Source organism: Specibacter sp. NPDC078692 (assembly GCF_040686835.1).
Classification (GTDB): Bacteria; Actinomycetota; Actinomycetes; order Actinomycetales; family Micrococcaceae; genus Specibacter.
Window position 1 is genome coordinate 1 of sequence record NZ_JBFBLV010000021.1, and the last position, 20,709, is coordinate 20,709.

At 54.0% G+C, this 20,709-nt stretch carries 15 protein-coding genes and 3 pseudogenes; 10 read left to right on the top strand and 8 right to left on the bottom strand.

Annotated elements, in window-relative coordinates; translation table 11 throughout:
* Positions 1–156: 156 nt before the first annotated feature.
* Positions 157–351, top strand: a pseudogene (locus tag AB0O97_RS14020) (iron chelate uptake ABC transporter family permease subunit); the annotation flags it as partial.
* 9 nt (positions 352–360) lie between these two features.
* Here the strand turns inward: AB0O97_RS14020 and AB0O97_RS14025 are convergent.
* Together AB0O97_RS14025 and AB0O97_RS14030 are read right to left on the bottom strand one after the other, a co-directional pair.
* Positions 361–966 (bottom strand): annotated as a pseudogene (locus tag AB0O97_RS14025) (alpha/beta hydrolase); the annotation flags it as partial.
* Positions 967–978: 12 nt separating this feature from the next.
* Complete coding sequence (locus AB0O97_RS14030) at positions 979–1,119, bottom strand: hypothetical protein (protein ID WP_363883477.1); 141 nt, start codon at positions 1,117–1,119, stop codon at positions 979–981.
* Between AB0O97_RS14030 and AB0O97_RS14035 the strand changes: the two genes are divergently transcribed.
* Together AB0O97_RS14035 and AB0O97_RS14040 are read left to right on the top strand one after the other, a co-directional pair.
* The gene (locus tag AB0O97_RS14035) at positions 1,118–1,402 is read left to right on the top strand and encodes a hypothetical protein (RefSeq protein ID WP_363883479.1); all 285 of its coding nucleotides are present in this window, start codon (positions 1,118–1,120) and stop codon (positions 1,400–1,402) included. The genes AB0O97_RS14030 and AB0O97_RS14035 overlap by 2 nt on opposite strands.
* A 24-nt stretch (positions 1,403–1,426) precedes the next feature.
* Positions 1,427–2,131: pseudogene (locus AB0O97_RS14040) on the top strand (aminotransferase class I/II-fold pyridoxal phosphate-dependent enzyme); the annotation flags it as partial.
* Here the strand turns inward: AB0O97_RS14040 and AB0O97_RS14045 are convergent.
* Entirely contained in the window at positions 2,105–2,944 is an 840-nt protein-coding gene (locus tag AB0O97_RS14045) for an IclR family transcriptional regulator (protein WP_363883481.1), read from the bottom strand. The pseudogene AB0O97_RS14040 and the gene AB0O97_RS14045 sit on opposite strands and share 27 nt — an antisense overlap.
* A gap of 94 nt (positions 2,945–3,038) precedes the next feature.
* Between AB0O97_RS14045 and AB0O97_RS14050 the strand changes: the two genes are divergently transcribed.
* Positions 3,039–3,239, top strand: a complete 201-nt coding sequence (locus AB0O97_RS14050) for an iron chelate uptake ABC transporter family permease subunit (RefSeq protein WP_363883483.1) — start codon at positions 3,039–3,041, stop codon at positions 3,237–3,239.
* 145 nt (positions 3,240–3,384) lie between these two features.
* Here AB0O97_RS14050 and AB0O97_RS14055 read toward each other — a convergent pair whose 3' ends face one another.
* The 5 genes from AB0O97_RS14055 to AB0O97_RS14075 form a co-directional block, all read right to left on the bottom strand.
* Positions 3,385–4,494, bottom strand: coding sequence for a glycosyltransferase 61 family protein (locus AB0O97_RS14055; protein ID WP_363883485.1), 1,110 nt, complete (start codon positions 4,492–4,494; stop codon positions 3,385–3,387).
* Positions 4,495–4,627: 133 nt separating this feature from the next.
* The gene (locus tag AB0O97_RS14060; protein ID WP_363883487.1) at positions 4,628–6,748 is read right to left on the bottom strand and encodes a glycosyltransferase; all 2,121 of its coding nucleotides are present in this window, start codon (positions 6,746–6,748) and stop codon (positions 4,628–4,630) included.
* A gap of 76 nt (positions 6,749–6,824) precedes the next feature.
* The gene (locus tag AB0O97_RS14065) at positions 6,825–7,727 is read right to left on the bottom strand and encodes a hypothetical protein (RefSeq protein WP_363883488.1); all 903 of its coding nucleotides are present in this window, start codon (positions 7,725–7,727) and stop codon (positions 6,825–6,827) included.
* Position 7,728: 1 nt separating this feature from the next.
* Positions 7,729–9,018 carry a UDP-N-acetyl-D-mannosamine dehydrogenase gene (gene wecC / locus AB0O97_RS14070; protein ID WP_363883490.1) on the bottom strand — a complete coding sequence of 430 codons (1,290 nt, stop codon included), beginning with the start codon at positions 9,016–9,018 and terminating at the stop codon, positions 7,729–7,731.
* Between the two features lie 12 nt (positions 9,019–9,030).
* The gene (locus AB0O97_RS14075) at positions 9,031–11,001 is read right to left on the bottom strand and encodes a glycosyltransferase (protein ID WP_363883492.1); all 1,971 of its coding nucleotides are present in this window, start codon (positions 10,999–11,001) and stop codon (positions 9,031–9,033) included.
* 261 nt (positions 11,002–11,262) lie between these two features.
* Here AB0O97_RS14075 and wecB (AB0O97_RS14080) point away from each other — a divergent pair, with 261 nt between their 5' ends.
* From wecB (AB0O97_RS14080) to AB0O97_RS14105, 6 genes are all read left to right on the top strand, one after another.
* Complete coding sequence (gene wecB / locus AB0O97_RS14080) at positions 11,263–12,405, top strand: UDP-N-acetylglucosamine 2-epimerase (non-hydrolyzing) (RefSeq protein ID WP_363883494.1); 1,143 nt, start codon at positions 11,263–11,265, stop codon at positions 12,403–12,405.
* Positions 12,406–12,458: 53 nt separating this feature from the next.
* The gene (locus tag AB0O97_RS14085) at positions 12,459–13,640 is read left to right on the top strand and encodes a hypothetical protein (protein WP_363883496.1); all 1,182 of its coding nucleotides are present in this window, start codon (positions 12,459–12,461) and stop codon (positions 13,638–13,640) included.
* A 48-nt stretch (positions 13,641–13,688) separates the two neighbouring features.
* Entirely contained in the window at positions 13,689–14,276 is a 588-nt protein-coding gene (locus tag AB0O97_RS14090) for an ElyC/SanA/YdcF family protein (RefSeq protein ID WP_363883498.1), read from the top strand.
* A gap of 49 nt (positions 14,277–14,325) precedes the next feature.
* Positions 14,326–15,456 carry a UDP-N-acetylglucosamine 2-epimerase (non-hydrolyzing) gene (gene wecB, locus AB0O97_RS14095; protein WP_363883500.1) on the top strand — a complete coding sequence of 377 codons (1,131 nt, stop codon included), beginning with the start codon at positions 14,326–14,328 and terminating at the stop codon, positions 15,454–15,456.
* A gap of 201 nt (positions 15,457–15,657) precedes the next feature.
* Positions 15,658–16,356, top strand: coding sequence for a phosphocholine cytidylyltransferase family protein (locus AB0O97_RS14100; RefSeq protein ID WP_363883501.1), 699 nt, complete (start codon positions 15,658–15,660; stop codon positions 16,354–16,356).
* A 147-nt stretch (positions 16,357–16,503) separates the two neighbouring features.
* On the top strand, positions 16,504–20,403 hold the full coding sequence (locus tag AB0O97_RS14105) for a CDP-glycerol glycerophosphotransferase family protein (RefSeq protein ID WP_363883502.1): 3,900 nt from the start codon (positions 16,504–16,506) through the stop codon (positions 20,401–20,403).
* Positions 20,404–20,709 lie beyond the last annotated feature (306 nt).

A 20,709-nucleotide genomic window follows, 5' to 3' on the forward strand; every position in this document is an offset into this window, starting at 1 on the left:
TGACTGTGGTAAGCCATATTTTCCCCTAGAAGACGGGCATTTCGTGTTTAAAACGCCGAGCAGCCCCCGAACTTTATCGGTGGATCAAGGCTAAGGACCATGGATCTGGCTGTTGATGTGCGGAAGCCTCTGAGCGATACGCGGATCGTAACTACAGCCGCCCGGGCCTTGGTGGGCGCACGGCATGGCCGGCTGATCCCGGTCTCGCTGCTATTGGGCGCGTTACTGGTCTCCGTCGCCGATATTCTGGGCCGCACCCTCATTTCGCCGGCCCAGATTCCAGCCGGGCTGATGATCGCCCTGATTGGCGGCCCTTACTTTGTAAGGCTGCTCCGGCGCTCGCGCGGGTAGCCTGCCGCGTCAGGCGTGGGCCAGGAAGTCCCGAATCAGGGTGCTGATCAGTTCCGGGCGCTCAGCAATCAACCCGTGGCCGGCGCCGGGCACGATGGCGAGCTGCGCCCCCGGAATCGACGCCGCAATCAGCAGGCTGTGCGCCGGCGGGATTGAGTCCCGGCCCCCCGACATGATGAGCGTCGGTGCGCTGCCGGCGGCCCGATGGGCCGGATCGAGGTTCGGCTCGCTGGTCCACAGCCGCATGAGTTTAGCCAGGACCGCGTCTGCATGCCCGACACCGTCCGGCGAGAGCCGCCCATAATGCATCCGCTCCAAATCCGGCTTCGATTCCCCGGCAATAGGAGCCGACGGCGGGGAGTCCAGTCTGGGGCCATTGCCAGCTACGGGGGTGAAGACGCCGGGATCAAGGTTGGCGCTGATAGCTACCAGCGAGCGCACCCGCTCAGGATGATCCATAGCCAGCATCAGCCCAATGATCGCGCCGTCACTGTAGCCATTCACATGCACCAATTCCAGGCCCTGGGCGTCAAGAAAGGCGAGGGTTTTGGCTATGCCGCGGGCGTAGCTGTAATCCGCGTCAATGTCGGCCGAACGCCCATGGCCTGACCGTTCAAAGGCGAAGACCTAGTAATACTCCATCAACGCATCGGACTGTACACGCAGAGACTCCAGGGAACAGAAACCGCCATGCAGCAACAGGGCGGGATCTCCCGCACCGGTAACTTCCACATACAGCTCTTCCCCGTTGATACTCAGGTATGTCATGGGATCCCACCATCTTTCCGAACCGTTTTACGCGTTGCACTGCTGGGCCGTTCTGCCCGTCAGAGAGTACCACCGTGCCAGGCAGGGCGATCCCCTGATCACTGCGCTCAGCCGCGAGCTGGGCATCGAGGCGGACCAGATCGCCACCGGCGCGGGATCCCTTGCCGTGCTGGCGCAACTGCTGACGGCGTACGCGGGTCCCGGCAAGGAGGTGGTGTTTGCGTGGCGCAGCTACGAGGCTTACCCCATCCTGGTCCGACTCACGGGAGCCCGCGATATCTAGGTTCCGCTCACCGCCACCCACACGCACGATCTGCCCGCCATGACCCGGGCCATCACCGCCGACACGGCTGCCGTCATCCTGTGCAGCCCCAACAATCCCACGGGTACCGTGCTGGATGCGGCGGAACTGGCCACTCTGCTGGCGCACATCCCCGCCCCTGTGCTGGTGGTCCTGGACCAGGCCTATCTGGAATTCATGGACGACGCCGTATCCTCCTCCCAGCAGAGCCTCACCCTGCTCGCGGCTCATCCGAATCTGATCCTGCTGCGCACCTTTTCGAAGGCGTACGGCTTGGCTGGGCTGCGGGCTGGCTATCTGGTGGCCCACCCCGGCATTGTGGCCGCGGTGCGGGCGGTCTCGCCTCCATTTGGCTTGAATAGGGTGGCTGAGGCTGCCGCTGTTGCCGCACTCGCGGACACGGAAGCGCTGGAGGCAAATGTGGCAACGGTACGCAACGGCAGGGATGCCCTGCGCCCCGTCTTGGCCGCCCGCAGCATTGCCGTTCCCAACAGTGGCGGGAACTTCCTGTGGCTTCCGGTGGGTGCCGGAGCGGCTGCGCTGGAAGCGGCGTGTTTGGCTGAAGGCGTCAGCGTCCGCAGCTTTGCCGGCGAGGGTGTGCGCGTCACGCTCGGTTCCCGGGATGCGGAGGCCGCGGTGCTGCGCGTTGTGGACACCTGGCTGGGCAGCGCGGCCAAGGCTGTATCAGGCGAAGGGACGCAGCCGCCGTGAGATTTCGGCCGCGCAGCGGGACACCTCGGGCAGCCATCGTTCCGCCAATTCCGCAACGTCAACGGTGCGCGCCTGAATTATGCCCTCTGCGGTGTTGCGGGCCGCGGCAGCCGGGATGAGGGCGGGACGGTTGGCCACCGTCAGGGTCACGCTGGCCACGGCCAGCCCGCTGCGGTCCAGCACGGGGACAGCAATGCTGGAGAAGCCGTCGGTAACCTCGTCCTGTTCCCACGAGAAGCTTCTCGCCCGGATTTGAACCAGCAGCTCATTCAGCGCGGGCACCGAATTGACACCCGTCTCGTAGCGAGAAGGAAAGGCCTCAGGCCCCGGATACAGGGCGGCCAGCTGCTCAGCCGGCATGGCAGCCAGCATGGCGCGGCCACTCGCCGTCAGGTGGGCCGGCAGCCGAACGCCCGGATTAGTCACCAAGTCAGTCTGCCGTTTGGCCCGTTCCTCAATGACGTAAATGACCTCGCGCCCATGCATGACAGCCAGGTGGGCCGTCCGCTTCGTCCGTTCCACCAGCTGTGCGAGAGGAAAGCGGGCCAGCCGCTGCAGCGGAGCCTGCCGGGAGTACCCTGTGCCGAGCTCATGGGCGGTGACACCGAGGGCGTACTTGCGTTCTTCGGGAAGGTGCACCACAAAGCCGTCATCCACCAGGGCTGCCAGCAGGTGGTAGGTGGTGGAGCGGGGCAGGTCCACCTCGCGGGCAATGGCAGCCGCCCCCACAGGGCCGGCCTGCGCCGCCACATAGCGCAGCACGGACAGCACATTCCTAGCGGCCGGAACCTGCGGCAAATTCTGTGTACCCATGCAGCCATGCTAACCCCGGAGCGTCCGTGCCACCGCGGTCTTTCACCAAAAGAAACCCCGAGATATCAACGAACTCATAAACCCGTCACCGAGCGTGTCCGTTGCCCTGGACTCGGCTGGCACACAGCATGGCCAGCTGACCCCAAACTCGATGCTTTTGGGAGCGCTGCTGGTCTCCAAGGCCGATGTTCTGGGCCACATCCTCATTCCGCCGGTCCAGATTCCAGCCGGAATGATGATCGACCTGATCGGCGGACCCTACTTCTTGTGGCTACTCAGGCGCTCTCGCGGGTAACGGCCCCGCGGTAACCTCAAACCTGAGCTAGGAAGTCCCGAATCAGTGCGCTGATCAGTTCCGGCCGCTCAACAACAATGCGGCTATGGCATCGTCCAACGTTGCAAAGCTGACACCCTTTCACCGATTCAGCCCCTGACGGACCTCACTTTGGGACCGATTGAAGGAACAATTGCATATCTTTCAAAACAGCGCCATAAAAAGCTGCGTAGTCGAACAATTTGGGATCTATATCCTCGTCAAATTCAGTGAGCTGAATCAAAAAAACTTCCACATCCAGTATCTGCAACCCGGAAGAATGATTTTCCCCGGGTAAGTTCACAGCTGGTTCATGAATCGTCATGGAATTTACGTATGGTTCCACGGTGTCACTAAACGCCTTTAATGCGCTAGTTGCAGAACGCTGAAGTACAAGAACATCCACCCCATTCCTGCCCAACAGATTGAACGCGTGCAAAGCAGAGCCTTGCGTTGAAATGGCTTTTGAGGCCGTGGCGGCAATCTGTATTTGCTCAGCACCCGAGAGCTTTTCAGGGAAGACAGCTAGGTAGCCGCAGGTACTCAGGAATGTTGCGATGTACTCCTCGCCGGCGACCTTCCCAGTGGGAACATTCTCGGGACGCTGGTAGAAGACCTTCGCTTTCACCGCCGCTTTCCCTAGCATTTCAATCCGTCGGGCAGTTAGGATGCCGAGGTAAGTCTCGGAGTGGGATTCTGAAAAAAGTATCCCTCCTTGCTGGGGCACAATAAGATTTTCGAATATGGACATTGAGCGCACAAAATGTAGGCGTTCGGTTCCAAAATATCGAAAGATGTCCTTTTGCCAACTCTGCAAATTATCGAAACAAAAGCTATCACGGTCCGCAATAGAGTCAACCTCTGGCAAGACAACTAATTCCAAATCGGGCGAAGTGGCGAGAAGTGAGTACCATATGCGTGTCATCGATTCGGTCACAAAGTGACCGAAGTGGCGATGGAGCGGACCCAAATAAATATATGTTCCTGAGAAATACGCGGGCAGTTCGCCTTTGCGGCCGAATCCTGTTGGGTCACCGTGTCTGAAACGGTTCAGGCTGACGACTTCTCCGTTGACCTGCCTCAGCTGGTTCATGAAAACTGGAGACCCATCAACCGGGGCTATGCCTCCTCTTACGGTGCCGTTCGAGCTTGTCAACGCTCCCGGGAGGACCTTGGCATCTCTCATGGTCATGTATTTCAAGTCGCCAATCGTACTCACGTCGAACTGCTGATCCATAACTATCCACTTCCCATATAGTTGCCGAACTCTCGAAGCCACCTAACGTCATTTTGGCCAAGACTGTTTTCATGCCTCCAGAGCATTGGACGTTCGAAGGGGCTGCTCAAGGTCCGACAGATCCGAGCTCTTGTTACAGGATCTCTTCTAGCCAGCTAGTCACGACCGTACCGGCTTCGAACCTTCTGCTGTATGCTCTGGCAGCCGACGATTCTATTGATCGGGTGCTCTCATCCAGCGCCAGTGAGTGAATCTGATTTACGGCCGATTCAGTGTCATTGATTAGCCATCTGTCACCAAAAATTCCTTCAACTCCTGGCCTGGGCCAGAAGACGGGAATTGCCCCACTAGCCATGCCCTCAGCTGGTGCCAGGTGAAAGCTCTCATCGGAGCTGGGGGAAAGCATGAACCCGATTTTTCTCATCCACGAGCCCATGTCCGCACCGAACGGTTCGAAGACTATAGCTTTACGTAGCTTTTCATCAGCACCTATGTCCGCAAAAATCTGCCGGTAGGCTAGTTGCTGAGTCGGCTTGTTCCATTCATAGGAGTACTCCCATGGCATGCGTCCCCGAACATGAAGGGTATAGCGCTCGTCTCGTTCCAGCAGGCCGGAGAGCAGGTCCACGGCACGATCAAGGCGCTTTCGAATCGGGACAATGCCAACAATACCTAAACGAAAGTGGCTGCCATCGAGCTTAGCGCGGAACAGATCGTGCCCATCCACTGCGTTAGGAATGACACGAATGTTGGCATCTTCCCAACCGGGCGTTGCTCGGACTCGTTCCTCGTACAAGTCTGAGACACAAACCAAAGTGTCGATCTCATCCACATCAATATTTTGCAGCCAGGGCCCACGTAGCTCGAACATATGCAGCCGGACAATTAGCTTTTGACGCCGCCGCTTGTTGTTTGAGTACCAGACCGCGTTTGGGCCGGCCCATTCGCAGATTATGACATCTGCCCAGTCGAGCATCTCCTTGGAATGACTCTCTTGATGGGTGTGCAGCGAGGTCCACCGATCAAACCTTAGTTCTATGTCCTCGCGAGACGACAACATGTTTACTAGTTCGCCGGCGAACTTGAAATCATGGCTGACCAACAGAACGCGGGTCTTCTTCTTCCCTTTAGGAACTATTGAGTAGTCTGCTTCTGTAGCAACAAAATACTCTTCCAAGCGAGCCGCCGAGGAAGAGATCGAGTACGGTTCCACGGACCGACGCACACGTTCTCGTAGTGACCTGCTGACAGAACCCAATGATGAAATGGTTTTCACGACCAAATTTTCATCGTCGTCTTCCAAAAAAAGAGGATAGTCAGCCCCGAAAATCTCCTCATGTGAAGCCGTCCTATTAATCACTGGCGGTACCGCCATTGCTGCCGATTCTAGGACCTTTGTGGAGATCTCAAAGCTGTCGTCCATATCCCTACTGCGCCAGCTTAGCGAAACGTCGTGTCGGGCCACCTCCAAGGCCGCTTCGTCTCTAGGCATACCACCGAGCCAATTCACTCCATCATTGTGAATGGCGTCTTGCATAAGCGACGCCCAGTTCTTGTCCGCAGGATTGTCCTGAAACTTGTCACCAATCATGGTTATCGACGACGACAAGCCGGCCGCGCTTAGCGCATCGGGCAATTCGCACATCTCAAGAGTGCGCCAATCCTTGGCAAATTTCCCCGAGTAGACAATCCTCGTTGTGTCATCATCAGATTCCCTAGGCAGGTACCGGTAGTACTCATCCGGAACCATGGGATTTAGAATGAGTGTCTTGCCACAGGCTTCAGGAATAGCTGCTTCCAAGTACGATTGTGCATCCCTGGTCTGAGCAAAAATTCGCTTGCATGTCCCGATGGAAGCCCGCAGCTGCTGCAACCGTGCTTCCCCAATTTTTTCCACGGGGTGCGGAATATCCGTCATGTAGATCCAAGATTTGGAGCCCAGCTGTGCAGAGGCAGCTACATGGGCGCACACCTTGGAACCACGGCAGATGACGATGTCTGCGGCGATGACCTTGTCTATTTCTGCAAGTTTCTGGGCCGCGGCACGAGGCGCCAGTTCGGCATCGCTCGAGTCTGGTCTTCCCGAGAACGGTTCAATGATGTCAACATTGCCCAGCTTCGCTATGCGGCCCAAAAAGCCGTCTCGTGTCACACGCGATTTAAGCAGCAATGTCACATGGGAGTTTGTCGCAGCTAAGGCTTCGGTCATGGACATCAACCAGATGGCGGACCCATCTATGATATTCAAATTCACATCTCCATAAAGGAGAATTCGTCGGCCAGACGCCGTGACTGACCCGCTGGTCGCATTAAGTTTCTCGTTTAACATCTTAATTTTGAACTCCTGCTAAATACTCATTGACGGCATCAAGAAATCTGACGGAGAGCCCTTCGTCCCATGCCGCCTCGGAGCTGTTAAAACCGAAGACGGAAGTGGCCAGTCTGCGGTATTCGTTCGTGTAAGGGCTCGGGACGGAATCTGTTGCAATAAACCACACGGGAATACCCGAACTCTTGGCGAGCTCGATGGTGGCTGCCAGCTCCGTAAAAAGAAGAGTTCCCGTAGCGGCGTCCGCTCCGAACCAAGCGCCCGATTCGAATGCCCTCTGGTCAATCACCACCTGAGTAGGTCCGGACCGGGCAATCTGCTCCCTAGCGACACTCGGGGAGAGTTCAGTGACCTGGTACTGACCCTGCAAAACGTCTTTCAGCTCACGAGAAAGGACACCTGTAAGGTTTGGACGCGAGCCACCCCTTGATCCATGGTTGAGAAGATCAAACAATACTGATTGGCGTTGCACTGATTCGGGAACACTGGCGGCGGTACGCCCAATGACTAGTTGGCCTGTGGCACTGGGCATGACAGGTGCATTCTTGGCCGCGACAGGGGCATGCTTGACAGGGCTGGCTTTCTCAATTGTTGTTGCAGGGCCAACAACAGATGGTTGGGCCCTAAACTCATTTCGAAGCAGCTGTTTGAGCGAATCAAACCGCGCGTCAAGTTCAACATTTCTCGTGTTAATTGACTTCGCAGTGGTCGCCACCTTCCATTCAAGCTGGATCACTCTCGATGCCAAAATTCCAACAATCAGCGATAGCAGGCTGATACCCATCGCGGGGAGAATCCGTGCACCAACGGACATGTAGACAACAGCGGCGACAATCACCAACGCTAAAAATGAGGCGATGATCTGAAGGAACCGGCTTTTACGTAGGTGTACCAGTTGTTTCACCTCAGGACACCAACATTGCTGTGCTGAATGCGCTCTCAGTTGAATTCACGATACCCCGTGTATCAACCACTGCACGTCCAGTAAAAGCGAGCTGATCAATTGCCTTCACTTCATCGTGATCAACCAGCACAGCTACTACTCCAGAGCGCTTAATGGCTTCACCGACACTGACCAGAGTTACGTTATCGGTTTCATCAAATGCTTGGGGCAAGACGCTAATGTGTGGTTCTGCAACATTGATCATTCGATTGGGCAGACGTCGAGCCAGATCAAGGGCAATCTCCACTGAAGGTGATTCGCGCAAATCATCAATATTGGCTTTGAAGGCCAACCCCAAGACCGCGATTTCGGCGTCCTCCGGGAACGATTTCAGCCCGGCTAAGACCTGCTCTACTACCCAGCGGGGTTTGGCGTCGTTTACCTCACGAGCTGTGCGGATGAGACGGGATTCCTCGGGTGCACCCGCCACAATAAACCACGGATCCACGGCGATGCAGTGGCCGCCTACGCCAGGGCCAGGCTGAAGAATGTTGACGCGGGGGTGGTGGTTGGCCAGCCTGATCAGTTCCCACACGTTGACGCCGAATTTCCCGGAGATTACAGAGAGTTCATTGGCAAAAGCAATGTTGACATCCCGGAAGGAGTTTTCCACCAGCTTGGCCAGCTCAGCGGTAGCAGCATCGGTGATGAGCAATTCACCCTCACAGAACACCGCGTACAAGTCACGGGCAAGTACCGCCGCCTCAGGCGATACACCGCCAATGATGCGGTCATTACTCACCATCTCTTCCATGATCTTCCCCGGCAACACGCGCTCCGGGCAATGCGCCACGTGAATGGCAGGCTTCCCTTCACCGTTACGCAGCGACAAGTCAGGGCGTAATTCAATCAAGAACTGCCCTAGTCTTTCCGAGGTCCCAGGGGGCGCCGTCGATTCCAAAATGATTAGTTCCCCACCGCGCAGCTGAGGAGCAATACCCTCTGCTGCTGCATGGATGAATCGCACATCCACGCTTTTGTCAGCTAGAAACGGCGTCGGCACGGCAACGATGTAGGCCTCTGCTGCTGGAGTTTCGGTGCCCGCCGTGAGAAATCCTCGGTCGACGGCGTCTTTGACCACGGCGCCTAGCCCGGGCTCAACAAACGGCACTTCACCGGCGTTAATTGCGGCGATGGTCCTTTCGTTCAAGTCCACGCCACTGACCCGGACACCCTTACTAGCCAGAATTGCGGCCGTTGGCAGGCCAATGTAACCCAAGCCAACAACGGCTACGTGGTTGATGGTATTCATGTCTTCTTACCCCTAAAAGAAAATATTTGATGTGTGGACAGCAAGTGCAGTGTCAGCAGTTCCAGCTGACGCCGGCGAAGGCTGCTTACCCTGCGTAAGGCGAAGGTAGTTGAATCGGTCTGCCGAATAGATGGTGCCGCCACCTTGATGCAGCCGGTCCAGGAATTCCTGTTCTGGACCCTGCTCCTGCAAGCGGAAAGGTAGCGCTGCGAAAGTCTCTGACGTCGCCGTGACAGTGGAGCTAAGCACCGAAGTGGTCCAATGGTGCTCGCTTTGGCGCGACTTCCAGTTCCCCTGACCGGTCCTTCGATTAAAGGCATAGTGTGTCTGTTTGCCAACCACGTCGGCACCCGAGTAACCCAAGGCGAACAGCTGGTCACAGAGATAGTGGGGGCCGTAGTGATCGGCGGCATCCATCAGCGCTATAAAGTGTCCGTTCGACGCTTCGATGGCCAGATTCAGGCATTCGCCGCGGCTGCTCGTTGCATCAGCTCTCAACCCCGTGACGGTCAAGCCCTCATAGCCCGCTCCAAGATTCGTAATCTCGTCATCGCTGAGGCTGAAACCGCGAGTTACAAGCAGTAACTCCAGATTCACACCAAGTTGACCGCCAGCTGTTTCCAAAACATGTTGTATCTGAGCCATTTCGTCCACAAGCACGACGGCGGTAACTTGGCGCGAGCTCTCTCCAAGAGCCAAGTGCGGGGCAAATGCCGCTAGGACGCTCTCGCAGCGGTGACGGTATGTGTGTCCATCCCAGATCCGGCGCTGAGCCAGATGCAGCCCCCTTTCACCGGCGAAAGGATCCCGCGTTAGGGCAGTCACGGCCTCTTCGACTTCGTGTTCTGTGGCGCAGACATGAATTTCACCGGGTTCAAATAGCTGCGAAAGAGCCTTGCTCGGCGTGGAGATGACGTTTGTGCCGGAGGCCAGGATTTCAAAGACTCTCCGCGCGCACATGGTCGAGGATTCGGTGATGGTGTTGACGTTCAGCATTGCCTTGTAGGCCTTGTAAGCCGTGAGCATTTGGGGATATTCAAGGCTGCCTACAACGTGTCTGGCCAAGTCATTCGGGAATTGATATTTTCCAGCGCCGCCAAGCTGCCGGGAAAAGATCTCCAAGCCATGCTCCATATTGCTTGAGAGCCTGGCCGCCGTGCCGAGGAGGAGGTCCATTTGTGCACGTCGTGAGTCATATTTTTCACTGAAATACATGCCCCCAAAGGCAACATCACGTTCGTGCCAGCCCGTATCTGGGCGTATCGGGTTGTGGAGTCTGGGCTGTGCGGCAAAGGGCAAGAGCCCAACCTTGTCATGGCCGAGTTCCTGCAGGTAGGCCGGGATCCTGTCAGCATCGGAGGTAAAGACATGGTCGAAGAGGCGGGCCGCGGCGAGGAAGTCGCCAAAGTGCACCGGATCTTCCTTGTTCCAGAACACAGTAGGAATTCCCTTGCTGGCAAAGTAAGCGACGATGTCCGCAAGTTCGGAACCCTGGTGACTGCCACCGTCGAGCTTTCCAAACCATTCCTTCTTATAGCCGGCCCAAGCAGATTCCACGAAGAGTAGGTTGAAATCCGCGGCCTCAACCTGATCCCGCCAAGACTTTCGGGACAGCTGGGTGCAGTGCCACTCGCTACTGAAAGCCAAATTTGAGAAGTCGTCAAGAATAACAGCGGCCCGAACCTGAGGATTCCTCGGGCCACACTGGCTTTCAACGGAGGCCGGAGCGAATTCCAGGCGACGGTCGCTCCCAGTTCCCACCCAGGCTCCGGTAGCCCCAGAGCGTTCCTTCACGGCGGGCTCATCGCTTTGCAAGCCTTTGGACTGGGCCCAAGTACGGACCTGGCTCAAACCGCCTTTGCGAAGATGCCAAAGTGCCGTCCGCATCGTGGTTGCCACATCCTTGCGGGGAACAGCAGCAGTGTCCGTCGGCTCACGGCTTGAATGGTTTGGCAACTGGGGACCTTCAGTTTCGATGTTCATGGTGTGGCCAGCAGGTGCTTGCCATCGCTGCCATTCAGTCAGTCAGAATATAATGAACTTCAGTTGAACGCAAAGAGCCTCTTCGGGGTTGCCGAGATGAAACTCCGAGGAACGCTTGTCATATCCATTGGCAATGGCGCATTCATGCTCTAGTTGCCCAGTAGCGTGAAGACATATTCTGTGCCGGGCCGGCGCATATCCGGCGTAGCTACCCTTCGATTCCAGAGCGATCGTGCTCCTCGCAAACCACAAAGGTGAACCATGTCTGTTGTTATGCCTATCTATGGCACTCGTCCGGAAGCCATCAAGATGGCCCCCATCGTTGCGGCGCTTAAGGCTGACCCAGCTTTTGAGTGCGTGGTGACAGTCACTGGACAGCACCGTGAAATGCTTGATCAGGTCAATGATCTCTTTGGCATCACCCCAGACCATGACCTGAACATCCATCAGGGTGGACAGTCCCTATCAGACATCCTGACTCGCACCATCACCGGACTCGATGAGCTTTTCAAGTCGGTCCGACCGGACATCGTCATTGTCCAAGGAGATACCACCACCTCCACGGCTGGCGCGATCGCGGCATTCTACGCGGGCATCCCTGTGGTCCATGCCGAGGCTGGACTGCGATCTCACAATCTGTTCTCTCCGTTCCCGGAGGAGGCAAACCGCAAAATCACCACGCAAATCGCATCTTTGCACTTGGCCCCCACCAGCACCTCCAAAGCCAACCTTCTCGCCGAAGGCGTCAATCCTGACCACGTTGTGGTCACGGGCAACACCGTCATAGATGCCTTGCTAACCACCGTCGGCAAGAACATTCCCTTCACCGATCCTGCGTTGGAAGCCCTGGCAGTTTCCGGCCGACGCATTCTCCTCGTCACCACCCACCGGCGCGAAAATCAGGGTGACGCCATGAGAGGCGTAGGGCGAGCGCTTGCCACTCTGGCAGACTCACACCCAGACCTGGTCATAGTTCTTCCCGCACACAAAAACCCGGCCGTTCGAGAAGCTGTTCTCCCCGCCTTGGAGGGCAAGGACAACGTGCTAGTAACTGAGCCACTCCCCTATGGTGAATTCACACGACTCATTTCATTGGCACACGTGGTTCTCACCGATTCCGGCGGAGTCCAGGAAGAGGCTCCCAGTCTTGGCAAGCCTGTCTTAGTTATGAGAGACAACACCGAACGCCCGGAAGCCGTTGTGGCCGGCACGGTCAAACTTATTGGCACTGATGAATACGTCATCGTCAATGAAGTCAACCAGCTTCTCACCGACCAACACGCTTTCAACTCCATGGCCAACGCAACGAATCCCTACGGCGATGGCGAGGCAGCCGCCCGGACCGTGGCGGCCATCAGCCGGCTTCTGGGACAGGGCGAACGCCTACCGGAATTCGGGCAGTAAGGATATTTCTTCCCTCTCAAAATCATCGAAGCCCCCAATCAGAAGGCACTCTCTTGAACGTTCCGAACTCCATCTCCTTCAGCAACATTCGCATGGCTGGAGGGATACGCATCGATCTCGATTGCGTGATAATTTCAGCCGATGGAACCACAGATAGCCACGCCTTGTGGTTTGAGTTCAACAAGCCTGTCCACTTGGACGACAATATGTTGGCTGTGGCCCTCTCAACTCTCTGCGGACAGACATATCGGAACATCTACATGGATTTGTCGCCAGCCGCGAGGACTGTGAAGGAGATAGAGGTCTTCACCTCTGCGTCTGTCACCACAAACGGTTCAGGCTATTCCGTGGACGTCCGCCGCGAAGGGCACGTGCTGAGTTTTAGCGGCGGTTTTGATTCGCTTGCGGCGCTGTCCCTAATGCCGGACGGCACAGAGCTGGTGTCCATGGACTTCGGCGGCCGCTTCGGCCGGGAACGCACCTTCTTTGAGAATTTCGATACCACTATCGTCTCTACAAACCTCCTAGATACGCCCCTGAAGAAAAACTCTTGGTCATTCATGGGCGCCGGAGCTATTCTCGCCAGCTCACACCAACGCCGTGAATTCCACACTTTTGGCAGCATTCTGGAGGCGGGGGCTGATAATTTGCGTAGCAACCCCGTGGCTGCGGCCGGAGGTACTTTCCTGCCGTTCAAATCTGCTGGGTTCCAGAATGCACCCTATGTCCTCGGACTAACCGAGATCGGCACGCTGTTGGTTTTGGCCCGGTACCAACGCGAGCACATTGGCAACTCGCTGTTGTCGTTGGCCAGCCCGGGTGAGGAAAAGCTGTATCGAAAGCAGGTCCTTGCGAACATCATCGAGGACCGGCTGGGTACCGACCTTCACATTCCTATAGTTCAGAAGCCTGCGCGTCCCCACTTTGCCTTCGGTGAAAACTTCGCATTGGATTTCCTGACCATATATGTCGCCAAATACGCCGGTCATGACATCGCCAACGATTTGGTCAGGGATATTCCACCCGAGATCCTGAATCTAGGATCCCAGCTGGATCTTACTTTTTACGAGCGGGCCAACAGCACCTTGTACGAAAATTTTCCGGCACCGCTGATGGGCGGGCTGGCTGGGAAACTGGCAGGGGCCAAGATTCCGTTCTACGTGGAGAGGGACTGGAATGACTTTTCCAGAGTCCGTGAAGCTCTGGCCAAGTACTACCCCGTCGTCGCCTCCTAACGTTTGTGAGCGGAGCGTCCCAGAACAATGGCCAGTTAGAATTAGCCGATGCCTCCCACCGCAACCCCATTTCGCCGCCATCTCAAGCACGTGATCGTGGCTGTGCTGGCTGTTGTAGTGCTTTGGCTGCTTGTGGCAAGTCAGTTGTTTTACAACGTACACACCCCCACACCACAAAAAGCCGAGGCCGTAGTGATGCTTGGTGGTGCAAGCAAGGAACGGTTACTCGAAGCCTTATTGCTCCGAGATGAACTGGATGCGCCCTACTTGGTGCTTTCAAATACCGGAACCCCAGGCAATGCCAGCGCCGATGACTACTGCGATACTCACAGCAACAAGGCCATCTATCCAGATGTCATCTGCTTTACCCCAGATCCCATGAACACCCGTGGTGAAGCGGACGCTATCGGGTTGTTGGCCACCGAACGTGGGTGGAAGTCGCTCGCGGTGGTGACTTCCAAATACCACATAGCCAGATCTGAACGGCTCCTGAATCAGTGCAGCCCCTCCAAAATCCAGATGGTTGCAACAGATCCTGATCTTTCCCCCAAGGAATGGCTCCGGCGGTTCGTCATTGAGACTGGTGGATTGCTGACCGTATTCCTCAGTCCCGAGTGCAACTCCCCTATCCGGTAAGCTTGCCGGATATCCAATTCACTTCTTTGGGGGAACTTTGCCTGTTGTCATGCCCATCTATGGGACCCGTCCTGAAGCCATCAAGATGGCGCCTATTGTTGCTGCACTCAAAGCATCAGAAAAACTCGATTGTGTGGTGACAGTTACAGGACAACACCGCGAGATGTTGGATCAGGTCAACGAACTCTTCGACATAGTCCCGGATCATGACTTGGATATTCTGCAACCTGGCCAATCACTTTCTGATATTCTCACGCGGACGATCACCGGACTGGACAAGCTCTTTGCGCAATCTAAGCCGGACGTAGTAGTGGTCCAAGGCGACACAACCACGTCCACGGCCGGGGCCATTGCCGCTTTCTATGCCGGCATCCCTGTGGTGCACGCCGAAGCCGGACTGCGCAGTCACAACCTGTTTTCGCCCTTCCCTGAGGAAGCGAATAGGAAGATCACCACCCAGCTTGCTAGCCTGCACTTGGCACCTACCAGCACAAGTAAGCAGAACCTCCTCAATGAAGGCGTGAATGAAGCCGACATTGTGGTCACGGGAAACACAGTCATCGATGCCCTCTTGACGACGGTGAACAAGCAAATTCCCTTTACCGATCCAGCTCTGGAAACCCTCAGCTCAACGGGTCAGCAGATCCTCTTGGTGACAACCCACCGGCGTGAAAACCAAGGCGACGCCATGCGAGGAGTCGGGCGCGCACTCGCCCGCATCGCGGACGCATACCCAAAGATGATGATTGTTCTCCCGGCGCACAAAAACCCGATCGTGCGGGAAGCTGTTCTGCCGGCCATTGCGGGCAAGACCAACGTACTAGTCACTGAACCGCTGGCGTACGGTGAGTTCACACGCTTGATCTCCATGGCCTACATGGTATTGACCGATTCCGGTGGAGTCCAAGAGGAGGCACCGAGTTTGGGCAAGCCCGTACTTGTCCTGAGAGACAACACCGAACGCCCCGAGGCCGTACTGGCGGGAACCGTCAAACTCATTGGCACAAATGAGGACACTATCGTCTCGGAAGTAAATCGCCTGATTCAGGATCTGGAATATTTCCAAACCATGGCACTCGCCGTGAACCCCTATGGCGATGGCAAGGCCGCTGCGCGAAGCGTTGCCGCCATAGAAGCGTTGCTTGGGCTTGGCCACCGCCAAGACGAGTTCAACGCATAGCACATCAAAATGTGCTCCTTGACACATTCCCATTAACATGACAAGAATTTTTTAGACTTTCACCATCGATAAGATAAAATCCTTTTTGGGGGATTCCACGCACGCCAACTCGGCACCAGCACTGGACTGCCCACTTCATGTGGACGATGGTCATGAATTCCCCTAGTTAACTCACCTATTTAGGGGAAGATCCGTCACATAATGACTATTCAAGCTGTAATTTTGGCCGCAGGTATGGGCACTCGGCTGGCTCGTCCCCATCCGAAGCCACTGACTGAACTCAGTGATGGCCGCACCATCATGCACCAGCAACTCCACAACTTGCAGACGTCCTTCGGCAAAAAACTGCGTTTGGCCATCGTTGTGGGCTACAAATTGGAGCAGGTCATGGAACACGTTCCAGACGTTTCCTTTGTCTACAACGAGAACTTCGATCAGACCAACACCTCCAAGAGCCTCCTCAAGGCGCTGAAGAACTCTCCCAAGGGTGGCGTTCTTTGGATGAACGGGGACGTTGTATTCGCACCAGAAATCCTCCCGATGCTCCGCCCCTACATGAAGGCTGGAAAGTCATTCATCACGGTAGATAAGTCCTCAGTTTCCGATGAAGAAGTTAAGTACACCGTGGACGCTGACGGATTCATCGATCTTCTTTCAAAGCGCGTACCTCAGGACACGGCCCTGGGCGAAGCTGTCGGTATCAACTACGTCTCCAAGAAAGACAAAAAAGCGCTGATCAAGCGTCTGGAACAGGTCGAGGAACAGGACTACTTCGAAGGTGGCATTGAGCTCACCATCCAGGAAGACGCAGTTCAGTGGCTCCCAGTTGATATCAGCGAATTTTACGCGGTGGAAGTAGATTTCCCGGATGACTTGATTCGCGCCAACGCCAGCATCTAATCACGATTCGTAGCAGGGGGATAGTTCCGCGAGGGAGCTATCCCCCTGCTACAGCATTAATGAATACCATCCGACGCTACGCAAATTACGTATCGTCAAACCTCGAATTCACTGGTCGCTTGATCAAGAAATACACTAGGACAAAAAATGATCGGTTGGCAAGCGGCATTTCTCGCCGCCAAGAAGCTTGAACAAAAGAAGCAATGGCATCGTGCAGAAGCAATCTATTCCAAGGCCTCTGACTTCTCACACCAGAAAAATGCAAAGCTTCTATTTCATCTTGGTCACAGTCAGTTTATGCAAGGCAAGGATCAAGATGCTATCCAGAACATTTCCAAAGCAGTAATCTTGTCACCAGATAGTTCAACTTGGCACTATCGGCTGGGATTCATCCTTGAACGCCAAAAACTCTGGGATCAAGCACTAGTCTCATACGAGCAAGCTATCCTTTTAGATTCCACGAAAGATCAATGGTATTACCGCCGAGGACTAGTGCAAAACTACCTAGGCCTACACGAAGCGGCATTGGCGTCATTCCAAATAGCCCTTCAGAATAATCCAGAAAATCCTCGCTATAGCGAACTCACTTCAAAAGTCGCCCGACAGCACGGGCGTCGCTGGCAAGAACTCAACACCTTGCGAGAAAATCTAGGTGCAAACAAAACAAACATTCAATGGCTTGATCGACTCGGCGAATCAAGCATGCTCATGAATGATTTCTCAGGGGCTGCTGAAGCTTTCGCTCAGGCAAATAAAGTTAAAGCCAATCGCCCCATGTCGCATTATGATGAAGGTCTCGCTTATGAAAGGGCAGGTAATAGCAAAAAATCCGTGGAAGCCTACAACCAGGCTATACTTCTAGACAGAGAACTCAACAGCAATATCGTTGGAATCGGCGCTTTTCATCAAAAAAGGGCGAACTGGCCAGAGGCCGTTAGTGCATATAAAGAAGCGACTCAGAATAATCCACATAATTCTGACCTGCATTACCGCTTGGGACTCTCTTACGAGAAAATAATGAAATGGGATGAAGCAGCCACGTCATACCAACTTTCTGCATCCCTTTCTGAAAATACACCACGCATTCACTACAAGTATGCAACCATGCTTGAACGCCAGAAAAAATGGTCGGATGCAGCAGATGCTTACCAGTATGCTATTACCCTCGACGGCAGCAACCGAAAAGACTGGCGCACAAGACTTGCATACGTAAGTTTCTGTGGTGGCAATTACGAATACTCTAGTCGCCTTTTCCTGAATCGCGAATCGGAAGTCAAACTCGACTACTCAGAGATTACTGACATAACCCATGATGAAAACGCTACAGACACAACATCAACGTTGGATTTACATACCTACCAACAAAAACAAATCGATGCATTAGCTGAACTCTCACGCCGCTCTAACAGTAGAGAGATCTACGCGCGACTAGGAGATCTGCAAAGCGAAGCGCAACAATTGGACAAAGCAAAAGTATCATACGGGAAATCTATTGACCGCCAGTCCAAGGTCTCTTTCTCAGCAGTTCAAAAGCTCGCCAACATTCTTTACGACGAACACAAATTTGAAGAAGCCAGTTTCATATCTTACGAATCGAAATTACTGGACATTGAACTTGCACAGCAAGTCGGGAAGAAGAATGGTCTCACTTCACCGCAAGAAAATAGGCTTTCTTATCTGCAGTTTTACAAAAATCTAAGTATCAAATATAAGCACGTATTTTTTGAAAGTAACCATGGGGCATCTCTAACCTGTAGCCCATTATCCATCCTCGAATCACTTCTGAATGACGATAATTACATCGACTACACATTCGTGTGTGTCGTTAATGACCGACATAAGACCCCTCAGAATATATTTCAAGATTCACGAGTAATTATTGTACAAAAAGATTCCGAATCCTATCTTCGGTATTTGGCTACGTGCAAGTACCTTGTTAATAACTCCACTTTCCCTCCCTATTTCATTCGGAAAGACGGACAGAGATATCTGAACACTTGGCACGGCACGCCACTTAAGGCTATGGGAAAATATGTCAAGTCTGGAGCATTTGAGCACAAGAATGTCGCCAGGAACTTCCTACACACAACTCACCTAATCGTCCCAAACGACCACACCGCTGAAGTCCTCATTGAGGCCCATGATGTTAAAGGTCATTTCAAGGGAAAGATTGGTCTCACCGGATATCCACGGATTGACAAAACAATGGATACCAGTCACGAAAAACGTATCAGGATGCTGCAATCACTTGGCATTTCGCCCGATACGGATAAGCCGGTCGTATTCTACGCGCCCACTTGGCGCGGGGGTTTGGCCGTAAAAGATCGCGAATTTGACGACGGCCAGCTTCTTCAGGATATCCAAGGTCTAGTTTCTGATAGATACCATCTGGTTTTTAGGGCACATCATTTCGCTGAAGAATTCATTTCATCCTCGAACATCGACGCGATAATCCCGTCAGGTGAAATCGATACTAACGATATTCTGTCTTTAGTGGACGTTTTGATCACCGACTACTCAAGCGTATTTTTTGACTATATGGCCACAGGGAAAAAAATGATCTTCTATGCCTACGACCTGGATGAGTACAGGGACAGCCGTGGTTTTTGTTTAGACATTGAGGATATGCCTGGTCCAATCTGCAAATCACTTAGTGATGTTTGTCTGGCCATCGATTCGGCACTGGCCAAATCAGTTCCCTCCGAAAACTACAGGCACTGTCAGTCAATCTACACACCCATGGAAGATGGTAATGCCACGGAAAGGGCGATCGCATTCTTCTTCGAGGATGACGACACCCATCGAATTCCACCCCGTGTAGACAATCGAAAGAAGCTGCTATTCTATCAAGGCTCCTTTATGCCGAATGGTATTACCACAGCATTTGGAAACCTGATCGCCTCCCTAGATCCAGATAAGTACAACGTCACTATTGTGATTGAACCTAACACTGTGTATGGCGATCCCGAACGTCTTAATAAATTTTTGCAGCTACCTGAAAATGTACAAGTACTCGGCCGAGTTGGGGTGCAACTTCTTTCATCCGAAGAAAATTGGGGTCTCGGGAAATTCAATTCTAGAATGAAATTTGATTCACCTGCTCTGGCTGATCTCCATCAGGAAATCTTTGATCGTGAATTCCTTAGGCTATTTGGAGATGCCGAATTTGATGCCATTATTGACTTTGAAGGCTACTCCCGTTTCTGGGCAGGAATTTTTTCAACTCAATCCACGCGCGTGAAGAAGCGACTCATCTATCTGCACAATGATATGAGAGCCGAATGGCTAACAAGGTTCCCTGATCTAGAATGTGTTTTTAGTCTCTATTCGAGATATGACGAATTTATTTCTGTAACTAAGAGTGTTATGGAAGAGAATTCTTTGAATCTTAGCGAGATTTGCTCGATGGATGAGAATGTTTTTTCTTATGCGAATAACCCTATCGAAATAGAACGTGTTCCATACCTTTCCAGTCTACCCGCGGATAGTTCTTGTACGGCGCTGGTTGACCATGATGGAATAACGTTCATTACAATGGGACGCCTCTCACCGGAGAAGGACCATCAGAAGTTGATCGATGCCTTTTCTGTCATCAATCAGAAAGTACCAAACACACGCTTACTGATTCTCGGCGAAGGCCCTCTTCGTGGAGACCTGGAACACCAGATCAAGACGCTTGATCTTGAGGGCCAAGTCACGCTGGTAGGTCTTGTCGATAACCCATTCCCGCTACTGGCTGTTGCTGACTGCTTTGTATTCTCTTCCAACTACGAAGGCCAAGGCTTGGCAGTCATCGAGGCCCTGCAGTTGCGTATTCCTGTTGTCTCCACTGACGTAGTGGGCCCCCGGAGTGTTCTGGAAGATGGCTATGGACTGCTTGTTGATAACTCTACCGATGGCCTCATCCAGGGAATGCTGGAGTTCATCAGCGGTAATCTGGATTTCAAAACCTTCGATCCCAATGTTTATCAAAGAAATGCTGTGGATAGTTTCGAAACTATTCTGAATAGGGATTCGCTACCACACCTAACTGCATCGATACATTAGCCTCGAACTTTCATCACGCGGGGTTTGTGGTGGATTAGAGCCGACTGTCTGCCTCATGAAAAATCGAGACTGGTAGACGAGCGCCTTGCGGTAGCAAGATCAGAAATAGACTTACTGGTTCTCCCTCAAGGCCCTCGCCTTAGTTGGCTCTCCGTGGTTCGTGGTGAAATCTAGTTTCGTGTAACTGAACGAAAGTGGGTCGTAGCGCTGTCATCGATGGATGCTCTGACGCATTCATCGATGACAGGACTCAGGGCTCCTGACTGTGATGATGGTAGTAGGCCGTCAGTCTGGTGTGGCCCAGCT